General features: G+C 41.9%; 24 protein-coding genes. 5 read left to right on the top strand and 19 right to left on the bottom strand.

Annotated elements, in window-relative coordinates; translation table 11 throughout:
• Window positions 1-6: 6 nt before the first annotated feature.
• Together tet(34) and AB4513_RS03460 are read right to left on the bottom strand one after the other, a co-directional pair.
• Window positions 7-471: an oxytetracycline resistance phosphoribosyltransferase domain-containing protein Tet(34) gene (tet(34), locus tag AB4513_RS03455; RefSeq protein WP_009847475.1), complete on the bottom strand. Its 465-nt coding sequence runs from the start codon at window positions 469-471 to the stop codon at window positions 7-9.
• 84 nt (window positions 472-555) lie between these two features.
• Window positions 556-1,845, bottom strand: a complete 1,290-nt coding sequence (locus tag AB4513_RS03460; protein WP_012604654.1) for an NCS2 family permease — start codon at window positions 1,843-1,845, stop codon at window positions 556-558.
• A gap of 1,063 nt (window positions 1,846-2,908) precedes the next feature.
• Here AB4513_RS03460 and AB4513_RS03465 point away from each other — a divergent pair.
• Entirely contained in the window at window positions 2,909-4,381 is a 1,473-nt protein-coding gene (locus AB4513_RS03465) for an aminoacyl-histidine dipeptidase (protein ID WP_009847477.1), read from the top strand.
• Window positions 4,382-4,551: 170 nt separating this feature from the next.
• Here AB4513_RS03465 and AB4513_RS03470 read toward each other — a convergent pair whose 3' ends face one another.
• Complete coding sequence (locus AB4513_RS03470; RefSeq protein WP_041472888.1) at window positions 4,552-5,091, bottom strand: DUF3332 domain-containing protein; 540 nt, start codon at window positions 5,089-5,091, stop codon at window positions 4,552-4,554.
• Window positions 5,092-5,351: 260 nt separating this feature from the next.
• On the opposite strand from AB4513_RS03470, the gene AB4513_RS03475 reads away from it, so the two are divergent.
• On the top strand, window positions 5,352-6,398 hold the full coding sequence (locus tag AB4513_RS03475) for a succinylglutamate desuccinylase/aspartoacylase family protein (protein WP_012604657.1): 1,047 nt from the start codon (window positions 5,352-5,354) through the stop codon (window positions 6,396-6,398).
• 174 nt (window positions 6,399-6,572) lie between these two features.
• Here AB4513_RS03475 and AB4513_RS03480 read toward each other — a convergent pair whose 3' ends face one another.
• Window positions 6,573-6,890, bottom strand: a complete 318-nt coding sequence (locus AB4513_RS03480) for a DUF3622 domain-containing protein (RefSeq protein WP_009847480.1) — start codon at window positions 6,888-6,890, stop codon at window positions 6,573-6,575.
• 348 nt (window positions 6,891-7,238) lie between these two features.
• A complete protein-coding gene (locus AB4513_RS03485; RefSeq protein WP_102257859.1) occupies window positions 7,239-8,423 on the bottom strand; it encodes an NnrS family protein in 1,185 nt (394 codons plus the stop codon).
• A 306-nt stretch (window positions 8,424-8,729) separates the two neighbouring features.
• Between AB4513_RS03485 and AB4513_RS03490 the strand changes: the two genes are divergently transcribed.
• Both AB4513_RS03490 and AB4513_RS03495 read left to right on the top strand, forming a co-directional pair.
• Complete coding sequence (locus AB4513_RS03490; RefSeq protein WP_102257769.1) at window positions 8,730-9,284, top strand: gamma-glutamylcyclotransferase family protein; 555 nt, start codon at window positions 8,730-8,732, stop codon at window positions 9,282-9,284.
• A 408-nt stretch (window positions 9,285-9,692) separates the two neighbouring features.
• Window positions 9,693-10,817, top strand: coding sequence for a phosphatase PAP2 family protein (locus tag AB4513_RS03495; RefSeq protein ID WP_170962707.1), 1,125 nt, complete (start codon window positions 9,693-9,695; stop codon window positions 10,815-10,817).
• Here the strand turns inward: AB4513_RS03495 and AB4513_RS03500 are convergent.
• Entirely contained in the window at window positions 10,801-11,730 is a 930-nt protein-coding gene (locus tag AB4513_RS03500; protein WP_102257768.1) for a LysR family transcriptional regulator, read from the bottom strand. The two genes, AB4513_RS03495 and AB4513_RS03500, sit on opposite strands and share 17 nt — an antisense overlap.
• A gap of 100 nt (window positions 11,731-11,830) precedes the next feature.
• Between AB4513_RS03500 and chrA the strand changes: the two genes are divergently transcribed.
• Window positions 11,831-12,979 (top strand): chromate efflux transporter, encoded by a 1,149-nt coding sequence (gene chrA, locus AB4513_RS03505; protein ID WP_009847485.1) that lies wholly within the window; start codon window positions 11,831-11,833, stop codon window positions 12,977-12,979.
• A gap of 100 nt (window positions 12,980-13,079) precedes the next feature.
• On the opposite strand, the gene AB4513_RS03510 is transcribed toward chrA, so the two are convergent.
• From AB4513_RS03510 to AB4513_RS03570, 13 genes are read right to left on the bottom strand one after another with little or no spacing between them, the layout of a single operon-like run.
• On the bottom strand, window positions 13,080-13,790 hold the full coding sequence (locus AB4513_RS03510; RefSeq protein WP_102257767.1) for a class I SAM-dependent methyltransferase: 711 nt from the start codon (window positions 13,788-13,790) through the stop codon (window positions 13,080-13,082).
• Between the two features lie 9 nt (window positions 13,791-13,799).
• Window positions 13,800-14,729, bottom strand: a complete 930-nt coding sequence (locus AB4513_RS03515; RefSeq protein ID WP_086048858.1) for a glycosyltransferase family 2 protein — start codon at window positions 14,727-14,729, stop codon at window positions 13,800-13,802.
• Window positions 14,722-16,503, bottom strand: coding sequence for a hypothetical protein (locus tag AB4513_RS03520; protein WP_102257766.1), 1,782 nt, complete (start codon window positions 16,501-16,503; stop codon window positions 14,722-14,724). Before AB4513_RS03520 ends, AB4513_RS03515 begins: the two co-directional genes overlap by 8 nt.
• Before the next feature lie 24 nt (window positions 16,504-16,527).
• Window positions 16,528-17,532 carry a lipopolysaccharide assembly protein LapB gene (locus AB4513_RS03525; RefSeq protein WP_009847489.1) on the bottom strand — a complete coding sequence of 335 codons (1,005 nt, stop codon included), beginning with the start codon at window positions 17,530-17,532 and terminating at the stop codon, window positions 16,528-16,530.
• Window positions 17,529-18,500 carry a type II secretion system F family protein gene (locus AB4513_RS03530; RefSeq protein ID WP_009847490.1) on the bottom strand — a complete coding sequence of 324 codons (972 nt, stop codon included), beginning with the start codon at window positions 18,498-18,500 and terminating at the stop codon, window positions 17,529-17,531. Before AB4513_RS03530 ends, AB4513_RS03525 begins: the two co-directional genes overlap by 4 nt.
• Before the next feature lie 3 nt (window positions 18,501-18,503).
• Window positions 18,504-19,469 carry a type II secretion system F family protein gene (locus AB4513_RS03535; protein ID WP_009847491.1) on the bottom strand — a complete coding sequence of 322 codons (966 nt, stop codon included), beginning with the start codon at window positions 19,467-19,469 and terminating at the stop codon, window positions 18,504-18,506.
• A 10-nt stretch (window positions 19,470-19,479) separates the two neighbouring features.
• A complete protein-coding gene (locus AB4513_RS03540; protein WP_009847492.1) occupies window positions 19,480-20,931 on the bottom strand; it encodes a CpaF family protein in 1,452 nt (483 codons plus the stop codon).
• Between the two features lie 35 nt (window positions 20,932-20,966).
• Complete coding sequence (locus AB4513_RS03545) at window positions 20,967-22,181, bottom strand: AAA family ATPase (protein ID WP_009847493.1); 1,215 nt, start codon at window positions 22,179-22,181, stop codon at window positions 20,967-20,969.
• Window position 22,182: 1 nt separating this feature from the next.
• Window positions 22,183-22,683: a TadE/TadG family type IV pilus assembly protein gene (locus AB4513_RS03550; protein ID WP_009847494.1), complete on the bottom strand. Its 501-nt coding sequence runs from the start codon at window positions 22,681-22,683 to the stop codon at window positions 22,183-22,185.
• A complete protein-coding gene (locus AB4513_RS03555) occupies window positions 22,683-23,111 on the bottom strand; it encodes a TadE/TadG family type IV pilus assembly protein (protein ID WP_009847495.1) in 429 nt (142 codons plus the stop codon). Before AB4513_RS03555 ends, AB4513_RS03550 begins: the two co-directional genes overlap by 1 nt.
• Window positions 23,112-23,113: 2 nt before the next feature.
• A complete protein-coding gene (locus AB4513_RS03560) occupies window positions 23,114-24,379 on the bottom strand; it encodes a Tad domain-containing protein (RefSeq protein ID WP_009847496.1) in 1,266 nt (421 codons plus the stop codon).
• Window positions 24,380-24,393: 14 nt separating this feature from the next.
• On the bottom strand, window positions 24,394-24,663 hold the full coding sequence (locus AB4513_RS03565; protein WP_032555265.1) for a hypothetical protein: 270 nt from the start codon (window positions 24,661-24,663) through the stop codon (window positions 24,394-24,396).
• The gene (locus AB4513_RS03570; protein WP_102257765.1) at window positions 24,653-26,110 is read right to left on the bottom strand and encodes a type II and III secretion system protein family protein; all 1,458 of its coding nucleotides are present in this window, start codon (window positions 26,108-26,110) and stop codon (window positions 24,653-24,655) included. The genes AB4513_RS03565 and AB4513_RS03570 overlap by 11 nt, the downstream gene beginning before the upstream one ends.
• Window positions 26,111-26,116: the final 6 nt, after the last annotated feature.

The raw sequence follows: 26,116 nt of genomic DNA on the forward strand, positions 1-26,116 counted from the left end.
TTACGCTTATTTTGACTTGCGATTTACCGGCTCAACGTAGCTTAGGCTAGTATCCCAAGGTTGCTCAATCCATGTGTCTTGAGCGATATCAACGATGTACTCGTCTAGCAAATCAGCACCAGATGGCTTTGCACACACAGCGATCAGTTTCGCTTTCGGGTACATTTCGCGAAGCTTGCGTGCAGTGTCACCACTATCAACAAGATCTTCAACGATTAGGAAGCCTTCGCCGTCACCTTCAGGTGCTTTAACGACTGTCATATCACGTTGGTGATCGTGGTCGTAGCTAGAAATACAAATCGTATCTACGTGACGAATACCTAGCTCACGAGCCAAGATTGCACCAGGAACCAAACCACCACGGCTCACTGCCCAGATGCCTTTCCACTGCTCTGCTGGCATTTGCTTTTCAGCAAGTTGACGGCAGTAAGTCTGCATGTTGTCCCAAGTGATAACGAATTTGTTGCTCATAGTATAAAACCTAATAATTTTGTCATGTTATTAGAGGCTATTTCAAACATAGCCTCTTCAGCGATTAAGCAGAAATCTAGACGATTAAGCGAAAGTATATTTAAGAATAAAGATAGCCGACATTACCCACACAGCAGGTGAAACATCGCGACCTTTACCACTTAGCAGCTTAATTGCAGCGTAAGCGATGAAGCCTAGTGAGATACCCTCAGCGATAGAGTATGTCAACGGCATAAGCAGACATGTTACCACGACTGGGGCTGCTTCCGTAAGATCACGCCAATCAATACCAACTAGGCCAGACATCATCAAAATTGCTACATAGAACAACGCACCTGATGTTGCGTAGGCTGGAATCATACCTGCAAGCGGTGAGAAGAAAAGAGCCAGTAGGAACAAGATACCAACAACAACCGCTGTTAGACCGGTACGGCCGCCTTCAGCGACACCCGCAACACTCTCAACGTAAGAGGTTGTATTTGATGTACCTAGCAGTGCACCAATTGATGTTGCTGTTGAGTCAGCAAGCAGTGCCTTGTTCAGACGAGGCAGTTTACCGTCTTCTTTGATTAGGTTTGCTTTCGTTGCAACACCAACCAGAGTGCCCGCTGTATCGAATAAATCGACGAACAAGAAAGCGAATACTACTGAAATCATACCGATTTCAAATACAGCAGAGAAATCAAGCTGCATGAATGTTGGTGCAAGACTTGGTGGCGTCGACATGATGCCGCCGTATTGAACGTCACCAATAGCAATACCGACAGCTGTGATAGCTAGAATCGCAATCATTACTGCGCCTTTCACGCCACGGTGAACAAGAGCAATCGTAAGGAAGAAACCAAGCGCACCTAGGATAGGAGCAATCGCGGTAATGTCACCCAGTGAAACTTTCGTTGCAGGGTTAGAAACAACGATGCCAGCATTGCTAAGAGCAATAAACGCTAGGAAAAGACCGATACCTGCAGAGATACCAACACGCAGAGACATTGGGATCGAGTTGATAATCCATTCACGGATCTTAAAGATGCTTAAGAAGATGAAGATCACGCCCGATACGAAAACCGCTGCCAGAGCAACTTGCCACGTATAACCCATCCCCATTACAACAGCGTAGGTAAAGAATGCATTCAAACCCATGCCTGGAGCTTGAGCAATTGGGTAGTTAGCAACAAAGCCCATGATGAAACAGCCAATAGCAGCTGCTAAACAGGTTGCTACAAATACAGCGCCATGGTCCATACCAGCATCAGCTAGAATCATTGGGTTTACAAAAATGATGTAAGCCATTGTTAGGAAGGTTGTTAGACCTGCGATGATTTCAGTGCGCACATTGGTGCCATTTTCACTGAGTTTGAATAGCTTTTCGAACATTATCGAATCCTATAAGGGTAAAAGTAAACGGTTGCGTAATCGATTGGCTGTGGATTATAAAGTTATCAAATAACAAATTCCAGATAGAATTAAGGCTCTAATCGATCTTTATCAGAATGCCGTATGAAACAGAGCGATTAAAAATAAAAGCATGAATGGGAAATTATTATTAAAAACAAGCAATTAAAATAAAAATGCTCAATATGATTAGTTGGTTGCTTTTTCTACCATCGGCTATTTTCATTGAGAATCTAGCTAATAAATTCCGAATTCAAACCCACAATAGTTATGTATTTTTCAACAGGATCAGTAATAAGGCGCAAATTGATATTTCGGCGTTTAAAAAACAACCACGCAGAACAGCAGGAAAAGTGATAAGCGAAAGCGGTTTGGAAAAGTAGCAGGCAAAAAAAACGCCACTCAAAACTGAGTGGCGGTAGAATCTGTCAACCAAAAGGGCTGTAAAATAATTCCAATATATAGGGGTGAACAAAACTGTTCGAGTTACATGCTTACGATATTAGTAACCAAAGCTTGTAGGGTATGCAAAGTTGCTAGTGTAAACAGAGCTGTTAATCCAGAACATTGCAGATGGTAAACCTTTCATAACTATCACCTTAATAAATCAATAAAAAACGAATTTGATTTCTCGGTTCCTTGGAGGCGATAAAACGGACTCATCCTTTGAGCATTTACTCTTCACTTCAGAAGTTGGTTATTAATATACCCCAAAGAAAAAAGATTACAAGTATTTTTTGCTATTCGTCACACTTTTAGCCACTTGCGGTTATTTTACAAACTTATTTCTGTAATTAAATTACAAAATAGAATTAAACAAACGTTTGCCCGCACCACTTATAAGCATCAATGCGCTTATTTATGATCAGATAGACAAGATCGCTTTCAAAATTTGAGCTATTTGAGGTTTAGAACCGCTACTCGTCAAAACGCTCAAGTGGTATGCTGTTGCCATCAAAACAGACCCATATTTTAGATTTTTGTTCTAGTTTTTTGCCATTACAAAACCTAAATATATGGTTATCAAATAAAAAAGGAGTCATCCGTGTCTGAATTCCATTCTGAGATCAGTAAATTGCCCCCTGCCCCTATTTGGCAGTTTTTCGATAAAATTTGTTCAATCCCGCACCCTTCGAAACATGAAGAAGAACTTGCTCAATACATTATTGCTTGGGCAACAGAGCAAGGCCTAGATGTACGTCGTGACCCAACGGGTAACGTATTCATCAAAAAGCCTGCAACGGCGGGTATGGAAAACAAAAAAGGTGTCGTGCTGCAAGCTCACATCGATATGGTTCCACAAAAGAACGAAGACACAGTTCATGACTTCGCTAAAGATCCAATCCAACCATACATTGATGGTGAGTGGGTTACAGCGAAAGGCACAACGCTTGGCGCTGATAACGGCATGGGCATGGCTTCTTGCCTAGCGGTTCTGGCTTCGAACGAAATCCAACACGGCCCTATCGAAGTTCTACTTACCGTAGATGAAGAAGCAGGCATGACTGGTGCTTTCGGTCTTGAAGCGGGTTGGTTAGAAGGCGATATCCTTCTTAACACAGATTCAGAGCAAGAAGGCGAAGTGTACATGGGTTGTGCTGGCGGTATCGACGGCGCAATGACATTTGAAATTGCACGTAACGCGATTCCAGCTGACTTCGTAACACGTAAGCTAACGCTAAAAGGCCTAAAAGGCGGTCACTCTGGTTGCGACATCCACACAGGTCGTGCAAACGCAAACAAACTGCTTGCTCGTTTCCTAGCGGGTCACGCAAAAGAGCTAGACCTTCGCATCGTCGAATTCAAAGGTGGTAGCCTTCGTAACGCTATTCCTCGTGAAGGTTTCGTAACGGTTGCTGTTCCTGCTGAAAACCAAGAGAAACTGGCTTCGCTATACAACTACTACACAGAGCTGCTTTCAACAGAGCTAGGTAAAGTAGAAGACAGCATCGTGACTTTCAACGAAGAAGCTTCTGTAGAAATGGGCGCACTTGCGTCAGCAGACCAAGCTCGCTTTATCGCGGCACTTAACGCATGTCCAAACGGCGTGATTCGTATGAGTGACGAGATTGAAGGTGTTGTTGAAACATCTCTAAACGTAGGTGTTATCACAACAGAAGAGAACTCAATCACAGTGCTTTGCCTGATCCGTTCTCTTATCGATTCAGGTCGTAGCCAAGTAGAAAGCATGCTTCACTCTGTTGCTGAACTAGCAGGCGCTAACATCGCGTTCTCTGGTGCTTACCCAGGTTGGAAGCCAGATGCAGATTCAGAAATCATGCACATCTTCCGCGACATGTACGAAGGTATCTACGGTCACAAACCAAACATCATGGTTATCCACGCTGGTCTTGAGTGTGGTCTATTCAAAGAACCTTACCCGAACATGGATATGGTTTCTTTCGGCCCAACCATCAAGTTCCCTCACTCTCCTGATGAGAAAGTGAAGATCGATACGGTTGAGCTATTCTGGAATCAAATGGTTGCACTGCTTGCAGCTATCCCAGAAAAAGCATAATTCGATAAACTATGTATGTTCAATAAATGGTGTTTCCAATAAATAGGGCTCTTCACTAAATAGCACTTTCAGTAAACACCGTTTATAGACACAAAATAAAACAGGTACTCAATGAGTACCTGTTTTTGTATCCAATCTTTGTAGCTATGTACTTGTGACTAAATAAACAATTAAGCGCGTGAAGCCGCGTAGCTTTCTAACTCATCAATTGAAGTTTGTGCCACTACTTCGCCGTCGATGAAGTATGTCACCATCTCACCATCACGAACTCCGATCAATGTCGCACGCTCACCAGACTGGTAAGTGATGTCCATTTGGATCGTGTTTTCGTCGATCTGCTGCATTTGACCTTTCTCAATCATATCAGCACTCGTAATCGGACCCACTGGTGCTTCAGTCAGTGACTTATCAAGCTGATGGTTGATATCAAGGTAAGTATCAATCTTAGTATCAAATATATGCGGTGCACCTGTTAGTGGGTTGCTGCCCGTCCAGAACTCTAGTGAGTTGAATACCAAGTAATCAGCTGCAACTGTTAGACCGTAAGCCGGTGCAAGCAATATGTTCAAACCACCACGAGCGTAACGGTTATCAACGGCTTTAAGGTTGAACTTCATTAGGTAACCCGTTACTGCATTGCTACCAACACAGCCAGATAAAGCAACAGATACCACCGCTAGTGCTACAACTTTTGAAATTGTTTTTTTCATTTTCATCTCGATATTTGAATTTGGCCGCCAAAAAATGGCGGTGGATAATAGCAACCAACCAAATGACAAATATCAGTGTACTGTCAGGAAAACCACAATTTGAAACACCCTATAATGAGTCAAATTAAAACTGGAAACTTATTTATAGACAGCTCCATAGAAAACTTTTGTCGTCACCGTAAACCGATTGATTCGTACTAAAAATCAACGATTGGTACATTCCGTGTTAACGAATTATCACCATGTTGAGAACAACCTAAATGGCAAGACTAAAACCTAATCAACCATTCGAATTACTTGGTTATACTGTTCAGCCAGGACAGCGAATGGAGATTGAACTGCAAGCGGCTCAGCTTTACACGCACTCTCCACTTTCGATTCCGATTGAAATTATTCACGGTCGCCAAGCAGGCCCAACACTGATGGTAAATGCGGCTATCCACGGCGATGAGCTAAACGGTGTTGAGATTGCACGACAACTGACCAATGCGATTGATCCAAAGAAACTGAAAGGTACCTTGATTGTTGTGCCTATCGTTAACGTGTTTGGCTTTATCCATAAATCTCGTTACCTACCAGACCGTCGTGACCTAAACCGTTGCTTCCCTGGCAGTGAGAAAGGATCGCTAACATCACGCATCGCTTACACTTTCTTTGAGAATGTGGCGAAGCACTGTGATTTTATTTTGGATCTACACACAGGTGCGATTCACCGTACTAACTTGCCCCAGATCCGTGCAAACCTGTCGAACCCAGAAACATTGCGCATTGCAAAAGCGTTCGCAACACCAGTGATCATTGATTCTCCACTGCGTGATGGGTCACTTCGTAGCGAAGCGGAAAAATTGGGTATCCCTGTATTAACTTACGAAGGTGGTGAAGCGTTGCGTTTTGATCACCTAGCGATTCGTGCGGGTTACCTTGGCGTGCATCAAGTGATGAAAGAAATCGGCATGCTGCGCCCAAACCGTAAAAAGTTGCCAGAGCCAGTGTTGAGCAAATCCACCAGCTGGATCCGCGCTGAGTCAGACGGTATTTTGCGTAACATGGTGAGACTTGGCGAACAAGTTGAAGCAGGACAAACTCTCGCTTACATAAGCTCTCCGTTAGGTCACCAAGAAGGCCAAGTGATCACAACCAAAGGCGGTATCGTGATTGGCCAACAAACTCTACCGTTGGTAAACGAAGGTGACGCAGTATTCCACATTGCTTACTTCAAACAAGATGACGATGAAGTGGGACAATCCGTTGAGAGCTATATTGAAGAAGTAGCGGAAGATGATTGGCTAACGGCGCTTAACAACTAATCAATGAATGACATGTAGTCACTAGCAAGAAGTGGCTACATTTTCGAAAATAAACTCCACAAACTAAAAAGCCCCAATACACTTTTGACTAGAAAGAAAAAAGTTATATTGGGGCTTTTTTTACTTGTCCCTTATCTTAAAATTAAGGAACCTGTAAATTAATTAAGCGCTAAATTACTCAGCGTCTTCTTGCTCTTCTTCACGAGCTTTTGCGCGTGCTTCACGTGCTTGCTCAGCTTTAAGTTCTTTAGTATGACGTAGTTCGTCACGCTCTTTACGCTGCTCTGATTTACGCTCGTTACGTTCAGCTTGGTTTGCGATGAAAGATGCTAGCTCTTTCTCTGCCCACTCTTGTGCTAGAGCTTCAGTTTCAAAACCAGACTCACGCTTAGATACTGTTGTGCTGCGAGACGTTACTTGACGAGTAATCTCGGCACACCAACCGTTGCGTTTTTCTGTAAGGCGGATATCAAATTTTTTGTTCTTAGACATGTTCTATTTTTTCCTAAGGGAGATCATTAAGGGATCGGTCAACTTTGATAACTCCATCTAAGTGAGCATCTTTTAACACCATCCCTTGGTAAGCGCGGTATTAGAGCACAAATCAATGAATATTGCTGCAAATATTTGCAGCGGATCACACTCCATTGCTGCAAATCGTTTGTGCCGGATTTCAATGGGTTCGTAACCCTCCGATTCACCATCAACTTCTATGCTATTTTATCGACAACAATGAAATGAACGGTTCTCAAACAGAGATAAATTAAAGCGATAACTAGCTGCGTTCAAAAAGAGAAGCTCATTGCTTCCCTTTAAAAATGTGTTAGAAAATCAATACGCTTACCCCGGATGACCATCCACTCTTGGTGTTAACAGCATCATGCCAAACTTCCAGATAAACAGACCAAACGCCAACGTCCATAAACCCGCGCTGATGTTGACCATCTCAAATAAGTAAGCAGGGAAGAAAGTGACACCTAAGCTACGAACTAATGCCGCGATAAAGATAGCCGAGAACGCCAGCGCCACACTTGGCCCTTTATAGATAGCACGGCCAGTGTGTCCCATGGTGACACGTGTGATCATCGCAAGAATGAGCCCACTCAAACCACCAATCGCAAACAGGTGCAGCATGTTATGGCTTGCAAATGGATTATCTAATAAGCCTCTTAGCAACAAACTCAAAGGAATACACAAATAAGCCGCATGCAGTGACCACACCAAAGGCTCAGACAACGTTGTCCAAGGCTTCCAACGAACAAAGCGAACCAACTGAGTCACACCTGCAAACACCATCAACTCATTGCCCACTTGAGCAAAGGTCAACGGGAAGAAGCTCAGCACAAACAATCCAACCAAAGGCAGGTTCGCTAGCCATTCCAACCAAACCAGTGGTTGTGCTTTTTCAAAGTCAAAACGACGGGCCGTGAAGAACGGGATAACTCGTCCACCCATTACGGATAATAGCAAGGTAAACCACCATAACATTGCGTGCCATACTGCAGACGATGGGAATGGAGGCATGCCTTTAATCGTCGCGTAACTAGCAAAGTTGGCGACGATAGCCAATATAAACAGCGGCACAAAAAACAAGTTCTTCCAGCCTTTCGATTTCACGACACGGAAACCAATCTCGTAAGCGGCAAAGATCAAGAACAACGCTTCAACCGATGAGATTAACCACAATGGCGCCGGTGTCCAAAATAGAATACGAGGTGCGAGCCACAAACCAACGAGCGCTGCTAATCGATAATGTTTAGTTCCGTTGACTCCCGTCCACGTTTGCACCGCAGTCAGAACAAAACCAACCACAATCGCCATAGAAAAACCAAACAGCATTTCATGTACATGCCACCAAAGCGCGGGGACTTTTAACACTTCAGGCTGACCATTTTGGAACATGACAACCCAAGCGACGATAGCAATCACGGCATAGAGACTGCCAAGAAAGAAGAAAGGTCTAAAACCTAAACGAAGATAAGCTGGAATCGCATCTTCTACGCTTTTATCTGTGATATTTAACAAACTCATTCCTCATTTCAGATAACAAGCCAAGTGTGGCTTATATTGAATTGCTACCAATAGCCAAATTCAAGGTGCAGTAATCATCACCGCAATATTGCCTAACACAATGCATGAAACGCGCCAAAGATATAAAACCAATAAAAACAAGCAACAAGGTGTATTTAGAGAACAAAAAAGTGTCAATTAAACACACCACAAAAAGTTATTTAGACTCGAATATGTGTAAAATAAAAACTACTGACATTTGATGAAGCCAAACATATAGTAAGACTAGTCTCAAATACAAAAGAACAGACAGGGAACGCGATGTATATTTTTGGTTATGGTAGCTTGATCAACTCCTCTTCTCGTCAACTCACAGGTCAAACAGGACAAGCTATTCCTGCGATAGTGCACGGCCTAGTGCGTCACTGGAGTAAAATCGACGACAGCTATGTTTTGTCACCGTTGATCGTCAATCTTGGTGAGGGACAAGTGAATGGTGTTTTGCTTGAGGTCGATGATGTTGCGTTGGCTGAATTTGATCGTCGTGAGCGTGGTTATCATCGAGTTGAGTTAAGAAACGATCAGATAGAGAGCCAAACCGAGTTTAAAGCGGATCAATCGATCTGGGTATACATCAGAGACGAAATCGAAGCGCCTTGTGAAAACAGCCCTATCGTTCAAACCTATGTTGATACTGTCATGGCAGGATGTTTAGAGGTGTCTGAAAGCTTTGCGGCGCACTTTGTGGAACATACACAAGGTTGGCACCATCCATTAGAAAATGATCGCCACCAGCCGAAATACGGCAACCTTGCTGGGGTTTCTGATCACCACCACAGTGTGATTGATGGCTTGATACTGACCGTTCGTAGCTAGTTGATACTCATAATTTGTCGGTCTACATAGCTTGTTGCACTTAGTCAGTGAGCTCGACCGTTAACTGTTCTAAATCGAGATTAAACAACTCAAACCTGTAAACACTTAAGGGGTTAGAGCTAACTTCGAACAAAAGAAAAAGCGCTAGGGGGAGCTAGCGCTTTTAAGACCAACTAAGTCCGTTTAGCCTGGTAGTTTTTTAAGCTATATCATTAGGATATAACCCATTTTTTTACTTAGGTAAATCAAAAAGCCTATTCTTTACGACTACTTTTAGTCGTAAATTAAGTATAGTCGGGTTGTGAAAAATAGAAGGTTTTATTTCGTTTATTTTTACCTTAGACACAAGGTTGAAAAGTAGAAAACCAGCTCAAATGAACTAACCTTTAATCATGATAGGAAATCTTGATGAAGGGCTATATGGATTCAGAGACGACCACCGCCAAATCCACTCCTCAAAAAGAACAATCAAACTTGTTATCGTCTTTACTTCATGAATTCAGAAGAAACAAACTGATTCTGTATTATGTTGCATTCATTGCCCCGTTTACCTTAATCATCAACATATTTGTTCCCGAGAATATGAAATATGACATCTATAGCTATATCGATGTTTTGATTACAATTTGCTCTGTCACTTTTACTGTTTGGGCTACGTATTACTATTGCTATTTAATGTTTAAACGAGAAAAAAAACCAACGATACGGTTAATAAAAAAAGTGAAATCGCTGCTATTTCCTATATCCAAGCCTATTTATTTTGTTTTGTTAATGCTCGTTTTAAACATCTCATTCTCGAGCTATACGTTTATAAAATCACTGATACCTCACTTCAATCCATACAATCTAGATCTTACCTTTTATCATTTAGATAAGTGGCTGCACTTCGGTGTATCCCCATGGGAAATAACACATTTTTTCCTGCCGAATGCGGCTTCAACTCTAGTGATTAATTTTCTATACAATTTATGGTTTTTTCTTATGTGGGGGATGTTACTTTTTTTCATTGTCTATCGGAAAAATGACCACCTGCGTAACCAATTTATCCTCACCTTTTTGATATCTTGGTTTCTCCTAGGTAACGTCATAGCGACGCTGTTGTCGTCTGCGGGACCCGCCTACTTTCACCACTTCTATGAACAAGATCTCTATCTTAGGTTAATGGAACGTCTACAAGCGCAAGACCTCCAGTTAAAGCAAGCGAATCTATTCCCACTTTGGATGCTATCCGCGCAGGATATGCTTTGGGATAGCTATGTGACAGGAATAAGAGGCAGAGGAACGGGCATATCCGCCATGCCAAGTTTGCATGTAACAATCGCAGTGTTAATGGCTATGACCACATTCCGGTTAAACAAAAACTGGGGATATATTGCGTGGGTTTACGCTTTCTTTGTCCAAGTTGGGTCCGTTCACTTAGCGTGGCACTACGCAATAGATGGGTATATAGGCGCTCTAATGGTAGTTGCTCTTTGGCACTTAATTGGTTATTTGCTAAAAAGAAACGCGTCATCAATCACTCAGCCGCAATGACAATCTCAACCGCTTGAGAGATCACTTTCCTCAAGTGAGTGTTTTTGTCATCTAATTGCTTTCCCTTACGATAAACCAGCTGTATATCAAAATCAGGAACATCTATCGGCGGAGCAACGGCTATCAGTGAACTGTCGACATTAGGGGCATTTCTAGCGACTAACTTAGGCACAATGCACAATAGCTTTCTGCCACTGATCAATCGTTTTACCGTTAAGAAGTTGCTTGAAGATATCGCCACTTTTCTGGTGTAGCCCAATTCAGACAATTTAGTATCAACTGCCGTTTTTAAGGCACCATTAGGAGACACTAAGGCGTGCTCCACAGAGACAAATGATTGTAATGACATAGGCAACTCAACATCCAAAACGGATGCATCAAGCAAGCAAACATGTTGCTCGGTATAGAGATGTTCAATGCCATATAGCTTAGGCACTTCACCAAAACTGCCTATCGCAATGTCTAGCTTAGCCTCTTCAAATACCTGCTGGTAATTGTTTCGATTAACGTTAAGAAATGCGACTTGAGAGTTTGGCGAAGCTTGTTTAATAAAATCGAAGATCATTGGGCCAAACATCTGTTCCGCGTAATCGGTAAGTCCGATCTTCCAGCTGCCTTTATAACTATCAACTTCGAACATTTTGGACAACAGAACTTCAGATTGAATAGTATTAAGCAACGCATCGACGGTGCTCGATAATTCAATGGCTCGGTCGGTCGCCTCCATCTTGCTACCGACACGCTCAAACAGAGGATCATCAAACAACTTTCGCAGTCTTTGTAAGCTATGACTCATCGCTGATTGGCTGACATAACAACGCTCAGCCGCTTTGCTCACACTGTTCGTTTTATACAGTGCCTGTAGTGCAATCAATAAGTTAAGATCAATTCCTTTCCAGTTAAAGTCAGCCACAAACCAATCCCATATCATTCATAATTATAATTAAAACAATTAATTTGAATCATAGTACAACTCCACCTAAATTACGCTAAACATTTATCTGGAATCGATCATGCTTTCAATTTTTAAAACCTTTTTCTGGCTTGGCTGGATTAGCTTTGGTGGACCAGCGGCACATATTGGCTACTTCCGTAAAACCTTTGTTGAGAAACTGAATTGGTTATCCGACGAAGAGTACGGGCAAATTGTCGCCCTCAGTCAATTTCTGCCGGGTCCAGGCTCAAGTCAGGTTGGCTTTGCGGTTGGTTACAAAAAAGGTGGCTTAACCGGTGCGATTGCCGCATTTGTAGGCTTCACCTCCCCTTCTGTCATCCTAATGTTGATATTGGCCTTAGTGAGCAACCAGTTGTTGGAAGCACCGCTTTTCATTTCAATCATCCACGGACTTAAGCTACTCGCAGTCGTGGTTGTAGCTGACGCCACTTTCGGCATGTACAAAAACTTTTGCCAATCAAAGGTAGCAACAGCACTGTGTGTAATCACCGCGATTGTTCTACTTTTGATTCCTGGGATCTGGCCTCAAGTCTTAGTGCTCCTATTTGCAGCGATGGTTGGCAGTAAGTTCTTAACCTCGCAAGACTCAAAAACAACGCCTTCGACACATAAGATATCCATAACACCGCTAGTGATTTTTGTAGCACTACTGATTGGTTTACCTCTGTTCAGTGCATACTCTCAAGGCATTGAAGTATTTGGTTTATTTTACCAAGCAGGTAGTTTGGTATTCGGTGGCGGGCACGTGGTTCTTCCATTGCTACAAAATGGTATTGGCGACCAACTGTCTCAAGATACCTTCCTAACAGGCTATGCCGCTGCGCAAGCTGTACCTGGCCCAATGTTTACATTAGCCACTTATCTAGGCTATGTGTTGATGCCATCGGCACCGATTACAGGTGCACTGCTCGCAACAGTTGCGGTGTTCTTACCGGGTTTCTTATTGCTACTGGCTGTACTGAAGAATTGGCAGGCGATTGCAAGCAAGCCTTTGGTGGCAGGTGCTCTTACCGGTGTGAATGCAGCAGTTGTTGGTCTATTGCTTGCGGCTCTATACCAACCCATCTTCACAAGCGCAGTGAGCAGCGGCATAGACTTCGCTCTGATCATTGTTGGTGTGTGGTTATTAAAAACCGTAAAGGTCCCGATTGTAGGGTTAGTGGGTGTGTTTATGTTGTTTGGCGCAATTACAGGTTTGGCGATCTAAGCTATCAATTAATAGACAGACAAATAAGAAGTGAGAGGTTTGATCGCTTACTTCTTGTTTTCCCGCTCTTCTTTCAAAAACTAAAAGCATCTTTCACTTCCTATAGTGGTTTAACCCCGTGGAAGTTGAAGAACAAATTGCAATCAATAAGCGGCACAAAGCTCAGCGGCCAAAATGATTTTTGGTGTTCAGGAAGGTAATACCTTAAGAAAGCGATTAAGTTATTGCATGGATTGACATGCTCTCTCGCCATAATGTAATCGTAATGCCACCCCTTCAGTAAGGCGTGTTTTCTTGTCGTCATATAGCGACCGATTTTCCAAGCGACCCCAGGATCGGTAGGAATCAAAATAGACAGAGTGCCTCCAGGCTTTAACACTCTTAACCACTCTTTAATCACCAAGTGAGGCTCGTATAAATGCTCCAATATATGGGTCGCGATAACACGATCGAAGCTATTAGTTTCAAAGTCTAATTGCCGAGCATTGGCCAAATTGAAAACAAGCTTACCGTTAGAACCAATATGATTGAGTTGCTCTTTTGCCACCTCAAGCGCCGCAGCATCGCCATCACTCACGATATACTCGTCAAAGGTGTGTTTGACGTGCAGCAAGTGTTCACCTGTACCGGAGCCCACTTCTAACACTCTCGAAAAGTGTTCACTTTCACCAAATGGCTTTTCACATGCTATATGACCAGCTCTCATCACATAACCCGTTGTATTGCCGTTATAAACTCGCTCATCATATTCGTCACTGAAACGAGATAAATAATCGATCCACTCTTTGTCTTCATCCTTGCTTGTTCTCATGCTTGATTCCTATTCAGATAGCGTTTTATCACTCGTTCGTAATATAGAAAGGATCCTCATCTCTCGCCTACCTCGTGATACGTTGTCGAGTATCAACCCACAGAAAAAAGACATCACCGCTATCAATGCAATTGAACTAGACAAAATAGCAGTAGGCACCCTTTCGACGAGCCCAGTATCGATGAAGTCGATGATAACGGGGATTCCTAAAACCAATGAAATGAAGCAAAGCAACATAGACAATACGCCAAAGAAGAACATTGGCTTTACATCTCTCAATAAGAACAAAATGAAATTGAGAATTTTGAGCCCATCACTAAAGGTATTCAATTTGCTGGCTGTGCCTTCAGGCCTTGATTGATATTGCGTCGAAACTTCTTTGATTGGCATATTATGATGTAGCGCATGAACGGTAAGCTCTGTTTCTATTTGGAAGCCATCACTGAAAATGGGTACGGTTTTGACAAATCGATGGCTCATAATTCGATAACCAGAAAACACATCACTCAATTGAGCATTGAATGCTAAATTAATCAGCGATGAAAACAGCTTATTTCCTAGGATATGCCCTTTGGGATAAGCCATTGAAGCTCGCTCTCGACTTCCAATAATCATATCGAGTTTTTCATTATCCAATTGTTCGATCAGCGCAGGGCATATTGACGCATCGTAAGTGTCATCACCATCAGCCATCACATAGATATCAGCATCAATATCAGAGAACATTCGCCTGACAACCTCTCCTTTACCTTGGCGAGGCTCATGTCGAACAATAGCCCCAGCTTGCAAGGCCTCGTTTACCGTGTTGTCGGTTGAGTTATTGTCATAAACATAAATAGATGCATCAGGTAAAGCCTGCTTAAAAGACATAACTGTCTTCCCAATAGCACCCGCTTCATTAAAACATGGGAGCAATACTGCTAATTTCTGCTTATTCATTCTCACCCCTCACTTTAAAAACTCGGTAACCATCCTTAACTCCGTCGTATGTCACCTCTAGCCAATCTGGAACATTATCCCCATGAAGCCTTTTAACTAGAGAATTATCGCTTCCCGACGCCTCCAGAAGAGATAAATGAGGGTCATTACCAATCAATATATAATCAACCCTTTTGTCTATTATTTCTTTTCTTGCTAAGAGCATGTCCTCTTCTAGCATCACTTCAATTAGGAATTGGTTGCCAGCAATATTTCGATGGTAAGGCGCTGCAATGATACTGTTGTTGGTTTTTGCTAGTACAGGAGCGCCGGTTTCTATCCCAGAAAGAATTGTATGTGAATTAATACCGTTATCTTTTAATACTTTAAATATATCTGGTGGGTTTTCTATATTATCAAAAACAGTGGTTACTTTTTCTTCTGGTGACAAAATAACAATAAAAAGTGCTAAAGCTAAAGGAGCACCAGAGAAGATAACAATAATTTTTAAAACTGAATATCTAACAACATCGGACAATTTTATAATAAAGTATGCTTGAAAAGGTGCAGCTAAAACAAAGCACAGCCTCATTATTCTAATCTGCCAAAATAGCGCAAGAAATAAATTAAACATAAAGATGATGTACAATATTATTGCATGGTGGTTTTTTAACTTAAATATCGGGGATAGAATTGCGGGAACCAATAGCAACGCATAGTTTTCAACAGAAAATAAACCATGGGTTGATATATAACTAGCAACAGATTTAGCTTCCGTGACTTGATCAAGCCAATACATCTTAAGTATTGGAGGGTAATCAATTAATAAAGCACTAGTAAGTGATGGGTAAACAATAAAAACAGGAAGTAAACACAACAAACCAAGAGTAATAAACAGGAAAGTCCTTTCAATTACACTCTTATCATTACTCGCCAACCTGTGATAAAAATGAACAAACAACCAACCACTAAAGAATAATATTATAATAATAAATGATACTTCATCATATTTTAAAACAAAAAACTCATCGTAAGGCCTATTCAATAAAACAGTAATAGATGACAAAAACGTACAAGTAGCGTATAGCTTGGAGATATAACTAAAGTATCCGTTATTAAAAAAACTGAAATAGACCGTATAAAGAAAAAAGAACGGAAAAAACAACAATAGATTATCCACACCCGTCCACAAAGATAAAGATAGGAAAGTGGATTGTATATAAACACGCCATGATTGATTGAGATTGCGAGTAGTAAGAGGTGTAACTGAAAGAAACAGTGCTGCTAATATAAGTTGAATATTATGGTGATCAATAGAACCTGGCAGGAAATGAATAATTGAAGGAGAGGAAATAGCAAACATCATACTTATGAAACGATATTTGCTCCCAAAGTATTGGTCACATAAATAGAAACATGATAATGCGTAAAGTAACAAGTAAAACAATGGCACAACAGAAATCGAGATTGAATAAGCAAGACTATCATCAATTATAAATAGCAATGGGAAAGCGACTATAGATAACATTAGATCAGGAAACCGAGACCAATGAATAATAATGCCATCGAGAGCATTGAAATTACTCATCGGTTCTAAGTACCAATGACCACTTTTCATCCACGCTTGGAACTGAACATAACGCATATAATCATCGTTATCATTTAGATTGAGTGCGGATACTGCTTCCCACTTGTAAAACAGTATCACTGATGCGCAGGCAAACCAAAAAATAGAGATTACAATGACATCTTTATTAAAACTTTCACGGTTAGGCAATATAAAGATCCTTTTCATTGCACTAAAACTGGCGCTAAGTAGTTATTGCTTCATCTCTCTTACCTCTGATAGCGCTCTATTCAGATTTTCATTGGCGATTTTGTAATAAGAGGGTTTCTTATCAATAGCTTGTTGAAGGTAAGGAACGGCTTCATCTGGTCGACCTTGAATAATTAAAAAATACCCTACATTGTTCAGAGCTTCAGGTGCATCCATATGACGCATAAACACATTTATCGCTTTTTTCACATCACCTGATGCCAAATAAATGAGCGCAAGGTTGTTTTGAGCCTTTTCATTGTTCGGTTCTATCTCTAAAGCCGAACGAGTATATTGATACGCTTCTTTGTAGTTACCGTACATGTAATGGGAATACCCCATATTCAGTAGAGCTTTCACTGATGTCTTATCGATAGTCAGCGATTTTTTAAAGTATTCTTGTGCGATTTGATGTTTTCCATCGACATCTTCCAGCACGCCAATACCCATAAAGGCTGATGCAGGAGACATACTGTCAACCTTCAAAGCGGCTACTTCACTTTGACTTAAGGCTTGGTAATTTGTAATCGTTTCACTACTTTTTAAACGAACTTGGTCTGCATTGATCGCCTTAAAGAAATAGCTTCTTCCCTCATCTGTACGACGCTGTTTGGTATATAAAACGCCTAACTGCTCCAGCACTTCCGTATGCGCCGGGTTAAAATCTAATGCCGCCAAATACGCTTTTTCTGCCAGTGCATAATTGCCTCTAGATGAATGAATCCGGCCGATAGTAAACAACGTTTTATCGTGAAACTCTTGCTCAGGAAAAGACAGAGAACGAATGTATTCGTAAAGAGCTAAATCGATATTGTTATCCCTTAAAGCTACATCACCGCGCATAATGGCTTCTTTTTCACTGACAGGGGGATCGTCACTGGTTAAGGTGTCAATTGGCTTCCCCGAATACAACTCGGCATCAAACTGATTGGTTGGTTCATCAGAAGAGGCACACCCTAAAATTAATAACGGCAGTAAAAGTAAAACCATTCTATTCATTAGCATCATAAACCGACTCCTGGCGCACTCAATGCGTCCATAACAATCATCATCCCAGGTCCTAGGGCAACAATAAAAAAACAAGGCCAAATAAATAACAACATAGGAAATAACATCTTAGTGGGTATTTTTGCTGCAATTTCTTCCGCAGCTTGTTGCCGCTTATCTCGAAAATCTTCGGTATAGTCTCGTAAAGTTTGCGCCAAGCTCCCCCCCATTCTTGAGGCATGAGACAGCAAGGATACGAGTCCGTCTAACTCATGAAGTCCCGTTCGTTCAACGAGCTGACTCAAAGCATCTGGCATGGTGACACCTGCTTGTATCTTGGCAAAAACAGTATCCAACTCATCGGCAAGTTCGGGCTGTGAAATGTATAGTTCGTTAGCAACTCGTCCTAGCGCAGCATTAAAACCAAGACCGGACTCTGTACAAACCACCAGCAGATCAAGAGCATCTGGTACACCATTCTTGATCTTTCTCTGTCTATCTTTTTGCATTTTACTCAATATAAAATTGGGTAAAAACGTACCGACAAAGATACAAGTCACGATCAATAAGTTGTTGTAACTGCCCCCTATCGCTAAATAAAACACCATAAATGCACAAACAAACCCGACAAGGGCTGACAGTACTTTGAAAGCATAAAAGACAGAAAGCGCACTTTTTTCATGGTATCCGGCATGCATGAGTTTTTCTGAGTAAGTTTCGTTGTCTTTTTTATTCCCTCGTCCAATAAATGGCGTTAACGACTCTAACGTATTGGTAAAATCGTAAGGTTTTCGACTACTCGTATGACGACCACTGGATATCTGCTTTAGCTTTTTATCCAACGGGGAGCGAGTGCCTACAAAAAGAAAACCAAGCGTGAGGGTCAGTAACATAGTGGTCAGCAAGATCATCCCGTACAGTAAGGCTTGGCTACTGATCCCGAACTCAGAGAGTGCTTGCTTCCATACATCTAAATCAAAGAATTCCATAATCTATATCTCGATATTTATTATTTTTCTTATCCACAACGCCCCAATAGCCAACAAAATAACCCCAATACTGACCATCGATATTCCTCTAGGGTCGGTATACAAAGGTTCTATGTATTCTGGGTTTACGAATTTAAGGCCGAAAAACAGAACAAAGGGAGAAAGAGTCAGTATCCAGGCAGAAAGCCGACTCTCAGCAGAGAGAGTTTTGATTTTTCTTTCTAGTTTAAAACGCGCTCTCAGTACTTCAGATACTTTTTGCAGATTCTCAGAGAGATTCCCCCCAGTCTCTTTCTGCAGCATGACTGCACTAGAAAAAGCCAACATCGAAACCGTGGGTGCTCTTTCTGTCATTTGCATAATAGCGAGCCTCAAATCGTAACCGTAGTTCAACAAGTTGTAGGTGTTCTTAAATTCAACGCCAATAGGTTCAGGCATCTCCTCACCCACCTCATTGAAAGACTGAACCAATGGCTGACCTGCTTGTAAAGCTCTCCTGATAATATCCAAAGCTTCTGGTAACTGTTCTTCGAATCGTGCCATTCTGTATGTCACTCTGTTTTGAACAAACAAGTAAGCAACAACCCAAGCAAAGACAAAAGCCGCTACACAAATGAACCACACTTGATTTGATACTAAAGCAACCAAAGCCAACAAAGTGGCGCACAAGAACACAATCAATAAGAAGCGACTTAAAGTGATCTTCAGCCCCGCTAATTCCAGCATACGTTTTAGGTCTGCAAAGAAAGGAATGACAATCAACTTCCGGTCAAGTGGTGATAGTTCTTTGTTGTAGTGATCTTTTAAGAGCGACAAACTCTCTTCATCAATATTTCTTTGTGTCTCTTTTAAGCGACGAGTCAACTCTTTGTGCTTAGCTTTTTTTCCGGCAGCTGGCAATAATAAGGCTTGTGAAATAAACAACACCGCAACAAACAATAGAACCAATGAAACTGTTACGCTATCCATAATCCGCTCCTCAGCTATGTGATTCGGTAAAGAGCTCAAACGGCAAATCAAGACCACGCTTCACCAATTGGTCATGAGACTGAGGCACCACACCGGTTGCTGTGTAATAACCTAAAATATTGCCATGCTCATCGACACCTTGACGCTGAAAGTGGAAGATCTCAGACATCGTGATGACCTCTCCTTCCATACCATTTATCTCTTGAATGCTCACCATACGGCGCTTACCATCTTCCTGCCGCTCCATCTGCACAACTAAATGGATAGCAGAAGCAATCTGCGCTCTGAGGTTTTTGGTAGAAATGTTCCAACCAGCCATCGAAAACATATTCTCAACACGGCTTAGAGCATCACGGGGGGTATTGGCGTGAATAGTGGCAAGAGATCCATCATGACCAGTATTCATAGCCGCTAACATATCGACAGCTTCGCTACCACGCACCTCACCAACCACAATTCGATCCGGTCGCATACGTAAGGTGTTTTTTACCAATTCTCTTTGACTAATCTCCCCTTTCCCTTCTAAATTAGCAGGGCGGGTTTCTAGGCGAATAACATGGGGTTGTTGAAGTTGTAACTCGGCAGAGTCTTCTATAGTAATGATTCGTTGGTCTCGAGGAATGAAACCAGAAAAGATATTCAGTGTGGTTGTTTTCCCTGACCCCGTCCCTCCTGAAATCAAGATATTAAGCTCACCTTTCACTGCAGCCTCCACAAACTTAGCCATTTGTGGAGAGGCTGATTTATACTCCAGTAAATTATCCATAGTTAAGCTATCCACAGCGAAACGTCGTATGGATACCGATGGGCCATCTAAAGCAAGAGGTGGGATAATCGCATTCACACGAGAACCGTCGGCCAATCGAGCATCCACCATTGGAGAAGCCTCATCAATTCGACGCCCCACTTGGCTAACAATACGGTCAATGATGTTTCTAAGGTGTCGGTCATCTAAGAAAGTATAGGGTGTCTTTTCTAATTTCCCCCCTCGCTCAACGAACACACTCTTAGGTCCATTCACGAGAATATCGGATACCGTTTTATCTGCTAATAACGGTTCTAACGGCCCCAGTCCAAACACTTCATCCTCGATTTGCTTGATAACTCTTTTTCGACCTTCAGCACTCAGGGCATGACTTTGATCGTCAGCCATTAGCTGAACAATCGCTTCATGGAGGTCGACTTTAGCACGCTCTTTATCAAGGCTAGAAAGCAAACCAAGGTCGAGTGTTTCTAAGAGCTGCTTATGGAAATAGTGTTTAATTGATAATTCTTGTTCTAAGACTTTTTTTGCTTCATTAACCGATTTTTCTTGTTCTTCTCTGGCATCTAGCCCTTTTAAAGCAACTGAATCACTAGCATCACCTTGAGGAAAGGCAGCAACGTTTTCGCTCTCCTGCTGCGAAAATTGTTCTGCTTTTTTTTCAAACTCCGGATTTATATTTTTTCGTTTAAAGAACATAACGATCCCTCATCTATATGCTTAGAACAAACAATCTATGAAAATATCTTTTTGAGCCAACTCTTCTCTTCTTGTTCCGGAGGAGAAAGGATGTGAGATAAATCGATGATCGACCGTGTAATCGAACTCTTCTTTTTTGACTCAACCAAAGGCTGACCTAAATTGGCACTCTCTAGTGCCACTTTAAAATCGTTAGGCATTAAATGGATATCATGCTTTCCAACGGTCTGTTCTATATCCGATAATTTAATGGTTTGTCGTTTCTCATAACGATTTACGATGATCTCTATTGCATCTTGTTGTAATCCGTACTCAAACTTCAGCGTTCTTACTAAACGGTTACTGTTTTTAACAGACACTAAGGTTTGTTGAGCAACAAGTAGCACCTTAGTCGCAGGGGAGATAGCCGAAGCAAAGATATGATCCAAGCCTCGAGAGAAATCAATGATAATGTAGCGATAGAAACGGCGTAGTACAGGTAATAACTTTCCAATTTTCTGGGCGTGCTCATAATCATCCGCGTTGTTTTCATGCTTGAAACTTAAAACATGCAACCCAGATGTATGCTTGTTCACTAAACTTCCTAACGACATTTCATCCAAATCATTAGAACTGTCGATGGCATCCGAAATACTGTAGGACGGCGTGATATTCAAATATTCTGGAATAACACCAAACTGGAGATCAATATCAAGCAACAGCACCTCATTCGGGTGATAACTTGCTATTTCTACGGCTGTATTGAGCGCTAAGGTTGTCGCCCCCATACCACCTTTAGTATTGATAAATAAAAACACTTCACCATAACTAGAGTTTTCAATTTTCTCCGCTGCAGTTTTCTTAAGTAGCGGTAAAAGACCTGAAATTGAAATGTCATGAGATAGAAAATCAGAAGCACCAAGTCTTAGCGCTATTTTCAATGAGCCGTTATCACTCTCATCACCAAACACAACTAAAGATAAATCATGCTCTTCTAACTGTAGGTTGTAGCTTTGAAGATCCACCATTTTCTGAGCCCAACCACCACTTGCTTCAACAAAAATAAGATCGGGAGCATCTATATTTTTCACATACTCTTCAGTCATACCTAGCAAAGAAAAAGAGTCGATATGAACATTTCGACAGCGTTTTAATTGCTGTCTCATATGTGCATGAAATTTTTCGTTGCTATAGATAAGCCATACATTCAAGTTGGTTTTAAGGCGAATCGCATCGTCTTCACTTGGTAAAATATCAATTGCTTCGCCCATACTACCCACCCTGTACTGGTTCCGGACACCTTGTCCTAGTATTTGTTTCAGCCTTTATCACACCCAAATTCTCAGCTGGTAAAATTGTCTCAAACGCAGGGGCAGTAAGAAAACCATTGGCCCCTAAAAAGCTTAGGTTACTGATCAGTTGAATGCCATAACCTATAGCTCTTGCTCTAACAAACTTGATCGCACTCAGGTTCGCTTCGAAATCAGAAGTAATTTCAACGCCAGAAGCATCTAAGTACGCGACCTCCAAATTACTATCACTAAAGCCTAGTAGTGGTATGTCTTCTACGACAACCCCCGCAATGTTATCGCGATCTAGCACGTAACAAACGGTCGCTAACCTAGCTGCTTTTCTGGTCGCCTCATTAACAATCTGCAATGAAAATACGTAAGCCCCTAAAGCTAGAATCAGAAAAATCAGCAAAAACACCAACCAAGAAACAATCGTAAATTCGATGATGGCTAAACCGCTATGTTTCTTGATTGACTCCATCAAAAAACCCTCATCACGGACGACACACTCAAGGGAATTGATAAACTTTCAGATGAAAATGGGACAGATAAGAAATGAGGAACATACTCATAATTCACCGTTATTCTCACATAACTGTCCGCAGTGGGAGGAGTAACAACCACATCAGAAGTTGCAAGACTAGAAAGTATGGCTGTACCTACCGTGTTTTTCCCGTAAACCACGATGTTTTGAATTTCCGCAGTCGGCGCCAATGCTCCACCTTGTGTTCCATAAACTTCGCTAACTGCGTATCGAGCCCCATTTTGAACCGATTTAGATATCACATTGTAATGAATTAGAATGTTTCCCAACTCAAGAACCAACACTAAGAAAAACAATAAAACTGGTGTTGCAATCATCATTTCAATAGCTGCGAGACCTTGCTGCTTGTTTAATTTCCTATTCATAACTAAGAGCCTCCCCCATCAGGGTCTTTATACAAAACAATTTTGTATGGACCTTCAGTTGATGATTCAGAACCACCAGAGCCACCAGCGACACTACAAGAATGTATAAACTCACCAAATACTGCTGGGGTTCCTGAATTGTTACTTGGTGCCTTTTGCAATAAGAAGAAACACCCTATTTTCTGCACGGTAAAACTGGTTACTCCACCACTTTTACCCGAACAATCGACCATCGGAATTGGAAGAATGCGTCGCCATGCTGTACCACCAGAAACACAACCCGAACCATTGTTTGTAATACATGCGTTTGTGTCTGACTCATATTGAGCATAGGTATAAGAGCCATCAAAATTAATGTCGCCCGTTTTTTTATCTATCTTAATTTGGGAGTTAGGCTCGGTAGTGACATAATCAGAAGGATAAGCTGAACTTGATAAACCACCACCATAATCACCAAAGCGAGTGTTCAACCCATCAGCAGTGGGGCCGACAGTTCCCCCGGGCTTGGTAGTGACACTATCGCCAATAGCTACGGAGTAGTCGTAATAACCAGCCAACGCCTCTTTTACTGTTTTTCCCCCAGACCCAAAGTCCAGCAAGTGATAGTTACCATTCCCCATTTGTGACAGTTTTTTATCACCCACTTTTAGAGCATGAACGGTTCCTACTTCATAGCCAAATACATTGGTAATTGCTTCACCGGTCGCATCATCATAGCCGTCTTCATTGATGTCATTATCTGAAGTTCCATCACCAATACATACTCCAATAGGTACAATGTTGTTGACGACTTGCAGTCCAGAACTAGGCCCAGCAACCGCTGTTGCCGATACATCTTTAGCTAAACCAAACATCTGAATGAAAAATTCATCCATATCCAGTGAACTAACATTAACGCGAACATAAACATCATCATCAGCACCAAACGTAGTTGTCCCCGCAAAACTTTGAGGGTCATTGGAGTATTCAACACTTACCACTGCTGTAGAAAAATTAAATTCATGATTACCAGAAGCTCCCGCCATAGCATTCAATGTTGATGTAACTTCTGCAGATACCGCAGCCTGGTCTTTGCTGTTATCCAATATAGTGGCTGCAGCCAATGCAGCGGAGTCAACCGCATTCTGTAAGCGCGTTTTATTCACTAGCATATGGTTGATGTCCACCGCCAAAGCAGACACCGCAAGGAATACGAGTAACGCAATGGTCACAAAGATGACCACCAAACCTCCCTGCTTCTTGGGACTATTTGATACTTGATACGACATAAAGTACCTCCACGCTAATTAAAGCTTTGTAAAACCTGGCTATTATTTCCGGAAAGATCCTCATCACCTTTGCCCACATAGCTGTCATAACTAGCTTGCATACGCTCACCAGTCCCATCAGGTAAAACTTCCAAGTTCTCTTGAGTCGCGTTCGGGTTGTACGTTTGTTCCACTTTCAACTGAACAACCGACTGCCCTAAAGGCGCGTCATTCGCACAACCAACTAATACCAGTGCGAGAAAGACCATCATTGTTCTAATCATATCTATCTCCTTACAAATCATGACCGAATGAACCTTCACTACCACCATCAGTTGGTGTGATAGGTTTAGAAGAACTTACATTACTGTTGTCTTCAGAATCAGAAGGCTCAGCAATATAAGCGCTTCTACCTAACAAGTAATATTCCAGGTCATTCGGGTCAACAAAGGCATCAGTTGGCAGTGTGACTTTGCTTCTGTCTACGGGTTTAGCGAGCCTAGGCGTAACAAGAATGACAAGCTCTGTTTCGCCAGATACATACTCTTGACTATTGAAGAGCTGACCTAAAATTGGCACATCCCCAATACCTGGCATTTTGTTACTGACGTCCCGCACGTTTTCACTCAGAAGCCCCGCAATACCAATAGTTTGTCCATCCGCAAGTTCAAGCGTAGAAGAGGCACTTCGACGTGTGATTGGAGGGATGAAATACGTCGCATTCGTCGAACCAGGGTCGATAGTCAATGAACTGCTGTTCGCAATTTCACTCACATCCACAGCCAAGTTTAGATTGATCTTTTTATCACTCAGAACCGTTGGGATAAATTTCAGACCGACCCCATACTCTTTATATTCAATCGTAATACCATCTTCATCTGGCACAGGGATAGGGAATTCACCACCCGCTAAAAACTCAGCCTTAGATCCACTTAATGCGGTTAAGTTAGGTTCAGCTAATACTTTCGCTACACCATTCTGTTTTGCTACATCCAGGGCGAATGTAAACAGGGTATTACTATCAATGAACGAGCCTAAAATCCCGTAATCAGTAGAGGTTGGAATATCAAAGACAGGCGTAGCCCCTAATACACCAGCAGGAACCGATGATGCACCCCATGAAAAGTTAGAGCCACTGGTCTGGAAGAAGTGGAAATTGGCATCGAACTTTCTCACTAAGCTTCGCTGAACCTCGGCGACCGTCACTTCTAACATGACTTGTTGAGCGCCACCAATCGACATTAAATTGATGACTCCGGTGGCAGCAACTTGCTCACTACCACTCTCTTTAGAGTCGTCTGCAGCTTGCCCTGCTGCGTAAGTTTCAGCAATTCGCATGGCAACATTCATCTTCTGTTGGTTGCTAATTTGCCCACTCAGTAACAAACGATTCTGCGCGCTGTGAACCTCTATAGTCTCATCAGGAAGAAACTCATACAGCTTGGACTTCAAACTATTTAAGTCATGAGTGACCTCGATATTAATCGACTCAATCAACTGTCCTCGTGAATCCCAAGCCATCAGATTTGTCGCACCTAACTTTTTACCAATCAAAAACACTTCGTTAGATTTTAAAATTACGATATCCAAAACATCAGGATCACCAAGTGAAACCTTGCTCGCTTTGCCGGATAACACCACATGTGTAGATTTATGGTGTGGAACCGTCACTGTTTTTCCCGTTTGCAATGCAGCAACACTTGCGGTCGAAAAACAAATCAGGCTCAAAAATAACGCTAATATAATTCTCATATCTCA

The sequence above is a fragment of the Vibrio sp. 10N.222.54.E6 genome (assembly GCF_041473955.1).
Taxonomy (GTDB): domain Bacteria; phylum Pseudomonadota; class Gammaproteobacteria; order Enterobacterales; family Vibrionaceae; genus Vibrio; species Vibrio tasmaniensis_A.

Excerpts from the sequence above, each read along its gene's own strand:
- AB4513_RS03460 (WP_012604654.1), bottom strand. The coding sequence starts at position 1,845 with ATGTTCGAAAAGCTATTCAAACTCAGTGAAAATGGCACCAATGTGCGC.
- AB4513_RS03470 (WP_041472888.1), bottom strand. The coding sequence starts at position 5,091 with ATGAAAAAAACAATTTCAAAAGTTGTAGCACTAGCGGTGGTATCTGTT.
- AB4513_RS03475 (WP_012604657.1), top strand. The coding sequence starts at position 5,352 with ATGGCAAGACTAAAACCTAATCAACCATTCGAATTACTTGGTTATACT.
- AB4513_RS03480 (WP_009847480.1), bottom strand. The coding sequence starts at position 6,890 with ATGTCTAAGAACAAAAAATTTGATATCCGCCTTACAGAAAAACGCAAC.
- AB4513_RS03490 (WP_102257769.1), top strand. The coding sequence starts at position 8,730 with ATGTATATTTTTGGTTATGGTAGCTTGATCAACTCCTCTTCTCGTCAA.
- AB4513_RS03495 (WP_170962707.1), top strand. The coding sequence starts at position 9,693 with ATGAAGGGCTATATGGATTCAGAGACGACCACCGCCAAATCCACTCCT.
- chrA (WP_009847485.1), top strand. The coding sequence starts at position 11,831 with ATGCTTTCAATTTTTAAAACCTTTTTCTGGCTTGGCTGGATTAGCTTT.
- AB4513_RS03510 (WP_102257767.1), bottom strand. The coding sequence starts at position 13,790 with ATGAGAACAAGCAAGGATGAAGACAAAGAGTGGATCGATTATTTATCT.
- AB4513_RS03515 (WP_086048858.1), bottom strand. The coding sequence starts at position 14,729 with ATGAATAAGCAGAAATTAGCAGTATTGCTCCCATGTTTTAATGAAGCG.
- AB4513_RS03520 (WP_102257766.1), bottom strand. The coding sequence starts at position 16,503 with ATGAAAAGGATCTTTATATTGCCTAACCGTGAAAGTTTTAATAAAGAT.
- AB4513_RS03525 (WP_009847489.1), bottom strand. The coding sequence starts at position 17,532 with ATGATGCTAATGAATAGAATGGTTTTACTTTTACTGCCGTTATTAATT.
- AB4513_RS03530 (WP_009847490.1), bottom strand. The coding sequence starts at position 18,500 with ATGGAATTCTTTGATTTAGATGTATGGAAGCAAGCACTCTCTGAGTTC.
- AB4513_RS03535 (WP_009847491.1), bottom strand. The coding sequence starts at position 19,469 with ATGGATAGCGTAACAGTTTCATTGGTTCTATTGTTTGTTGCGGTGTTG.
- AB4513_RS03540 (WP_009847492.1), bottom strand. The coding sequence starts at position 20,931 with ATGTTCTTTAAACGAAAAAATATAAATCCGGAGTTTGAAAAAAAAGCA.
- AB4513_RS03545 (WP_009847493.1), bottom strand. The coding sequence starts at position 22,181 with ATGGGCGAAGCAATTGATATTTTACCAAGTGAAGACGATGCGATTCGC.
- AB4513_RS03550 (WP_009847494.1), bottom strand. The coding sequence starts at position 22,683 with ATGGAGTCAATCAAGAAACATAGCGGTTTAGCCATCATCGAATTTACG.
- AB4513_RS03555 (WP_009847495.1), bottom strand. The coding sequence starts at position 23,111 with ATGAATAGGAAATTAAACAAGCAGCAAGGTCTCGCAGCTATTGAAATG.
- AB4513_RS03560 (WP_009847496.1), bottom strand. The coding sequence starts at position 24,379 with ATGTCGTATCAAGTATCAAATAGTCCCAAGAAGCAGGGAGGTTTGGTG.
- AB4513_RS03565 (WP_032555265.1), bottom strand. The coding sequence starts at position 24,663 with ATGATTTGTAAGGAGATAGATATGATTAGAACAATGATGGTCTTTCTC.
- AB4513_RS03570 (WP_102257765.1), bottom strand. The coding sequence starts at position 26,110 with ATGAGAATTATATTAGCGTTATTTTTGAGCCTGATTTGTTTTTCGACC.